General features: G+C 65.8%; 5 protein-coding genes. 1 reads left to right on the forward strand and 4 read right to left on the reverse strand.

The window, feature by feature from the left end; translation table 11 throughout:
* Both ACHWRX_RS15470 and cyoA read right to left on the reverse strand, forming a co-directional pair.
* Window positions 1–920: cbb3-type cytochrome c oxidase subunit I (locus ACHWRX_RS15470; RefSeq protein ID WP_394659854.1), on the reverse strand; the 920-nt coding region annotated here is incomplete at its 3' end.
* Between the two features lie 17 nt (window positions 921–937).
* Entirely contained in the window at window positions 938–2,107 is a 1,170-nt protein-coding gene (gene cyoA, locus ACHWRX_RS15475) for a ubiquinol oxidase subunit II (RefSeq protein ID WP_394659857.1), read from the reverse strand.
* 217 nt (window positions 2,108–2,324) lie between these two features.
* Between cyoA and ACHWRX_RS15480 the strand changes: the two genes are divergently transcribed.
* Window positions 2,325–3,620 carry an MFS transporter gene (locus ACHWRX_RS15480; RefSeq protein WP_394659858.1) on the forward strand — a complete coding sequence of 432 codons (1,296 nt, stop codon included), beginning with the start codon at window positions 2,325–2,327 and terminating at the stop codon, window positions 3,618–3,620.
* Between the two features lie 5 nt (window positions 3,621–3,625).
* Here the strand turns inward: ACHWRX_RS15480 and ACHWRX_RS15485 are convergent, their stop codons facing one another.
* Together ACHWRX_RS15485 and ACHWRX_RS15490 are read right to left on the reverse strand one after the other, a co-directional pair.
* Window positions 3,626–5,170 (reverse strand): efflux transporter outer membrane subunit, encoded by a 1,545-nt coding sequence (locus ACHWRX_RS15485; RefSeq protein ID WP_394659855.1) that lies wholly within the window; start codon window positions 5,168–5,170, stop codon window positions 3,626–3,628.
* The coding region (locus ACHWRX_RS15490) for an efflux RND transporter permease subunit (RefSeq protein WP_394659856.1) at window positions 5,167–6,635 on the reverse strand (1,469 nt) is incomplete at its 5' end. The genes ACHWRX_RS15485 and ACHWRX_RS15490, both read right to left, overlap by 4 nt.

Raw genomic sequence — 6,635 nt, forward strand, 5'->3', positions numbered from 1 at the left:
ACGCCGAATACCGGCAGCACCAGGATGTAGACTTCCGGGTGGCCCCAGATCCAGATCAGGTTCACGTACATCATCGGCGATCCGCCGAAATCGTTGGTGAAGAAATTGGTGCCGACGTACCGGTCCAGCGTCAGCAGGGCCAGGACGGCGGTCAACACCGGAAACGACGCCACGATCAGCACGTTGGTGCACAGCGACGTCCAGGTGAAGATCGGCATCTTCATCATGTTCATGCCGGGCGCGCGCAGCTTCAGGATCGTGGCGATCAGGTTGATGCCCGATAGCGTCGTGCCCACGCCCGCGATCTGCAAGGCCCAGATGTAATAATCCACGCCGACGCCGGGGCTGTAGGATAGTCCCGACAGCGGCGGATAAGCCAGCCACCCGGTCTGCGCGAATTCTCCCACGAACAGCGATGCCATGACCAGGGCCGCGCCCACGGTCGTCATCCAGAAGCTGAAGTTGTTGAGGAACGGGAACGACACATCGCGCGCGCCGATCTGCAGCGGCACCACGTAGTTCATCAGGCCGGTCACGAACGGCATCGCCACGAAAAAGATCATGATCACGCCATGCGCGGTGAAGACCTGATCGTAGTGGTGTGCGGTCAGGTACCCTTCCGAACCGTTGAAGGCGATCGCCTGCTGGATACGCATCATCACCGCATCGGCAAAGCCGCGCAGGAACATCACCAGGCCCAGGACCATGTACATGATCCCGATCTTCTTGTGGTCCACGCTGGTGAACCATTCACGCCATAGATAGCCCCATACCTTGAAGTAGGTCAGCGCCCCCACCAGTGCCGTGCCGCCCAGCGCGACGGCGGCGAAAGTGGCGACGAGGATCGGCTCGTGCAGCGGCAGCGCGTCGAGGGACAGCTTGCCAAGGAGGAGGGACCAATGCTGGTCTGGCGCGGTCATGATCGGGGTTCCGGACATCAGAAGGCGGTGGGTTCGGTGGTGGGGGCGGGCACGCTCAGGCCGGGTGGTGCAGCGCCCGGGCTGCCCGGGATCGGCAGCCCCGCGCCTTGCAGGATCGAGGTGTCGGCGGGGGCCTGCGTCTCCATCCCGGCGGCAGACATCGGGCGGTTGTTGGTGCAATAGGCCTTGATAAAAACCTGGTCGGCCTGGGTCAGGCCGCCGGGCGTCACCGCGTTCACTTCCTCACGGCCGAACTTGTCGTAGCTGAGCGCGGCCAGGTTCCAGCGTCCGGCGTTGCCCATGCCGCCCCTGGCATCTAACGCCATCATCTGGCTCATGCACATCTTGCCGGGGCGAACGCACAAGTTCACCACCGCGTCGAACAAGTCGGGCGTCACACTGGCGTAGTGGCGGATCGGTTCCTTCTCGCTCGGCTTTTCCAGCGTGAGATAGGCCGTGCGATTCAGCGAGGCTGCACCTTTGCGCACCGCCGCGGCCCAGCGATCAAACCCGGCCTCATCCATGCCGCGCATCGCAAAGCGCATGTGCGAAAAGCCCGCACCGCTGTAGTTCGCGGAAAATCCCTCGTAACGGCCCGGCTGGTTCTGCACCGCGTGCAGCTTCGTCTCCATGCCGGGCATCGCATAGATTTGCCCGGCCAAAGCGGGCGCATAGAACGAGTTCATCACGGCAGAAGACGTGATGCGAAAGCGCAAGGGCCGGTCGGTCGGCACCACCAGTTCGTTCACCGTGGCGATGCCCTGCTGGGGATAGATGAACAGCCACTTCCAGTTGAGCGCCACAACCTGCACGTCCAACGGCTGCGCCGTCGCCGGCACGGGCCGCGCGTGGCCGATGCGATTGATCGTGCGGTACGGGTCCAGCATGTGCGTCGCCACCCAGGTCAGTGCGCCCAGGGCGATGATGATCAGCAGCGGCGCAGACCAGATCACCAGCTCCAGCTGCGTGGAGTGCGACCATTCCGGCTCGTACTGCGCTTCGGTATTGGCGGCGCGATACTTCCAGGCGAAGAACACCGTCAGCCCCATCACCGGCACGATGATCAGCAGCATCAGCCAGGTGGAGATGACCACCAGATCCGCCTGTTGGCGCGCCACGTCTCCGGCGGGGTTCAGCACAATCCAGTCGCATCCCCCCAGCAGCGCCGTCAACGGCAGCAGCGCCATCGCCACCCACCGACGGCGCGCGGGGCGATCGGGCGAAGCGGGTTCGATGGTCAGGTCGGCAGACGAGGGGCGATCATTACGCATGCCGCGCCAAGTAAACCCGGCGGGCCGGCCAACCGATTGGACATTTTGTCCAATCCCCCTGATCGCGATCCAGGCCGATAGAGACATCATGACCGGTACCCCCGCGCGGGCGCCCACGGAGATTCGCATCGATATGTCAGCCGCCGTCCTGGATGCACCCGAAGCCGAAGGGCACGATGTCTCGCCCGCAGAGATCGCCATCGGCGTCATCATCGGCAGAACGTCGGAGTTCTTTGACTTCTTCGTCTATGCCATCGCTTCGGTGCTGGTGTTTCCGGGGTTTTTCTTCCCCTTCGTCGACCCGCTGACCGGCACGCTCTATTCGTTCATGGTCTTCGCGCTGGCATTCCTGGCGCGCCCGGTCGGCTCCATCGCCTTCATGGCGATCGACCGTGCCTATGGCCGCGCCGCGAAGCTGACGATCGCGCTGTTCCTGCTGGGCGGATCGACCGCCGCGATCGCCTTTCTGCCCGGCTATCGAGATGTCGGCCCCGCCGCCATCGCCCTCCTGGCGCTGTTCCGCATGGGCCAGGGCTTTGCCTTGGGCGGTACCTGGGACGGTCTGGCCTCACTGCTGGCGCTCAACGCCCCGGCGGACCGGCGCGGCTGGTACGCGATGATCCCGCAGCTGGGCGCGCCGCTGGGCCTCATCGTCGCCAGCCTGCTGTTCGCCTTCTTCACGTCCACCCTGCCGGCCACGGATTTCCTCAGCTGGGGCTGGCGCTTTCCCTTCTTCGTGGCCTTCGCGATCAACGTCGTCGCGCTGTTCGCACGCCTGCGGCTGGTGGTGACGCCCGAATTCCAGCGCCTTTACGAAACCCGCGACCTGCAGCCTGAGAAGATCGCTCGCACCCTGCAGCGCGAATGGCGCACCATCGTGATTGGCGCGCTGGCTCCGCTGGCCAGCTTCGCGCTGTTTCACATGGTCACGGTGTTTCCGCTTTCCTGGGTGTTCCTGTTTACCCGCGAAGCTCCGACCCGCTTCCTGGTGATCGAAGCAGTGGCAGCGGGCCTGGGGGTGCTGGCGATGATCCTTTCGGGCCGACTGGCGGACCGCTTCGGCCGCCGCACACTGCTGGGCGCATCTGCCGCCATGATCGCGGTGTTCAGCGGCTTTGCGCCCCAGCTGCTATCGCTGGGCGAAGGCGGCGAGATCGTGTTCATGGCCACCGGCTTCGTGCTTCTGGGCATCGCCTTCGGACAATCTTCCGGCGCGGTATCCGCCAACTTCGCTTCGCAGCATCGCTACACCGGCTCTGCCATCACCAGCGACCTGGCATGGCTGTTCGGTGCCGGCTTTGCCCCGCTGGTGGCGCTGTGGCTTTCGGCGCACTACGGCCTGCTGGCCTCGGGCGGCTACTTGCTGTCAGGCGCAGTGGCCACCCTGGTGGCACTGTGGCTGAATAGCGAACTGGCGCGGGGCGACTGAGCCCCTTAGCTGTGCGGCGTATCAGTATTGGCCAGCACCGCACCCGCTCTTGCGCGCAATCCACCACCCAGCGCGGCGTAGAGCGCGACGGTGTCGGTCAGCCGCGCCGCCTTGGCCGCCACGTATTGCACGCGCGCGGTCTGCGCCGTGGCGGTGGCGTTCAGCACCTGCAGCGTGCCCACACTGCCCAGGCTGAGCTGGCGACGCACGAACGTCAGGCTCTGGCTCGCCGCCTGATCCCCACGCGCCGCCACGTCCAGCGCAGTCGTGTCGGTGGAGAGCGCGGTGAGCGAATTGCTGACATCGGCAAATGCCTGCAGCGCAGTGCCTTTGTACTGCGCCTTGGCAGCCTCCAGCGCATCCCTGGCGGCCTGTTCCTGCTTCTTCAGCGTACCGCCGTGGAAGATCGGGCCGACGATGCCGCCGATCAATTGCCAGAACGGGTTGCCGCTGGCAAACATCTTGCCGAAATCCTCGGCGATGCCGCCGGCGTTGGCCGTCAGATTGATTTGCGGCAACCGCGCGGCGATCGCCACTTTCACATCGGCTGCGGCGCCTTCCAGCGCGGCGGCGGATGCGGCGACATCTGGCCGGGCGGCCAGCAGATCGGCGGGCAGCGCCACCGGCACTTGTGCCGGCAGGGTCAAGGCATCGAGCGGGGGCATTGGCCCGATGGCTTGGCCTGGCGCGCCCTCAAGCGGAGCGTTGGGGGCCTCCGCGAGAAGAACGGAAAGAGCAGAAAGATTGGCCTGCCGCTGGCGCAGGAGCGGAGGCAGCTGCCCCTCGATCGCGGCCAGCGCGGCGGACTGTGCGGCAACGTCGGACAAGCCGACCGCGCCCAGCCGCTGGCGCGTCTGCAACAGCGTCAGAACCTGGCGATTGTTCTCCACCGCCTGGCCGGTCGCGGCAATCTCCGCGTCGAGCGCGGCGTTCTGGATCACCGCCAAAGCGACATTGGCGGCCACCATGTTGCGCACCCCGTCCGCTTGCGCGGCAGCGACCGCCGCCTGCGCCTTGGCCGACCGGACTCGCGCCGCAGTGCCGCCGAACAAGTCCGGCGAATAGCTGACGCTGACTTGCGCGGTGTGCAGCGAGAACACTTGCGGATTGGGATTGCTCAGCGGCGTGGAAAGCGTGCGGGACAATCGCTGGCGCTCGCTGGTCAGCCCCGCATCGACTTGCGGAAACAATCCACCCCGGGCCGCGCCGACCAGCGCCTGTGCCTGGGCGAGCCGGGCCTGCGCCGCCTTGATATCGGTGTTGGCGGCCAGCGCGCGATCGACCAGCGCGTCCAGCGCCGGACTGTCAAAGCCGTGCCACCACCCGGGCGCCAGCGCCACGCCAGGCAGGACCGTCTGTGGCATCGCCATTGCCGGCACCACGGGGGCACCCGACACCGGCGGCAGCGCCGATCCTGAAACCGCAGGCGGCATCGGCACATCCACTGTGCTGCTCACCGGCTGACGCTCTTTCGCCGCCGCCATGCTCGACACGGCGAGCGCACCCATCGCGGCGCCGTGCGCCAGGACGGTCAGGGACTTGCGGATCATGCCGGTTCTCCATGATCGAGCGCGGGCAGCGTCGTGGTTTCCGTCTCGCCGGGCTCAGCCAGCCTGCGCTTGCCGGCAACGCGGCTGGAGTAGCGGTTTATAAGCAGCGGCAGCACCAGCAGGATCAGCAGCGGGGCCATGGTCATGCCGCCCACCACCACCAGCGCCAGCGGCTTTTGAACCTGGCTGCCGATGCCGGTTGCGACGGCGGCCGGAGCCAGGCCGATCGCCGCGACCAGGCAGGTCATCAGCACCGGACGCAGCGAGTTGGTGGTCGCATGGCGCAGCGCGTCGACCCGGCTTTTGCCCTCGTCCATCGCCTGGTTGAAGCTGGTGACCAGAAGAATGCCGTCCATCACCGCGATGCCGAACAGCGCCACAAAGCCGATCGCCGCCGAGATCGAGAACGCCGTTCCTGTCAGCATCAGCCCCAGCACACCGCCCACCACCGCCATCGGGATCACCGAGAACGCCAGCAGCGCATCGCGGATCGAGCGGAAGTTCACGTAGAGCAGCCCAAGCATCAGCATCAGGCTGAGCGGCACCACGATCTCAAGCCGGGCGACGGCGTTCTTCAAGTTGCTCATCTCGCCCGCCCATTCCAGGCTGTAGCCCGGCGGAAGGGTGACGTTCTGGGCGATCCGCTGCTGCGCCTCGGCCACCGCGCTGCCCAGGTCTCGATCGCGGACCGAGAACTTGATCGGGATGTAGCGCTGCTGGTGCTCGCGATAGATGAAGCTGGCACCCGTGGTCAGATGGATGTCCGCCAGTTCGGAAAGCGGCACGCTGATCGCCGTGCCATCCGGCGTGGTGGCGCCCACGGTAATCCGCTTCACCGTCTCCAGGCTATCGCGCTGACCGGGTTGCAGGCGCACCACGATCGGGAAGTGCCGGTCGGTATGCGGTTCGTACAGGTCGCCCGGGGAGGTACCTCCGATCGCCGCCGCCACCGTCTGGTTCACATCGTCAACCGAGAGACCGTAACGCGCCGCCTTTTCGCGATCGACATCGATGCGCACCGTGGGCTGGCCGAGCGACTGGAAGATGCCGAGGTCCGTGATGCCGCGCACTTTGGCCATCTGATCGCGCATCTGGTTCGCGATCTTCTCCAGCGTGACCAGGTCCGGCCCGAACAGCTTGACCGAGTTCGCGCCTTTCACGCCCGACGCCGCTTCCTCGACGTTGTCCTCGATAATCTGCGAAAACGAGAAGTCCACGCCCGGATACTTGGCCTGCAACTTGGCGGACAGTTCGGAAACCAGCTTCTCCTTGTCCATGCCCTTGGGCCATTCGTCAAACGGCTTGAGCGGTACGAAGTATTCGATGTTGAAAAATCCGGTTGCGTCCGTGCCGTCGTCCGGGCGGCCATGCGCGGAAAGCACTGCCGTGACTTCCGGATACTTCAGGATGTCACGCCGGATCGCACGCGCCGTCGGCTCGCCTGCATCCAGCGAGATCGCCGCTG

This window comes from uncultured Novosphingobium sp., assembly GCF_964277725.1.
Classification (GTDB): domain Bacteria; phylum Pseudomonadota; class Alphaproteobacteria; order Sphingomonadales; family Sphingomonadaceae; genus Novosphingobium; species Novosphingobium fluoreni.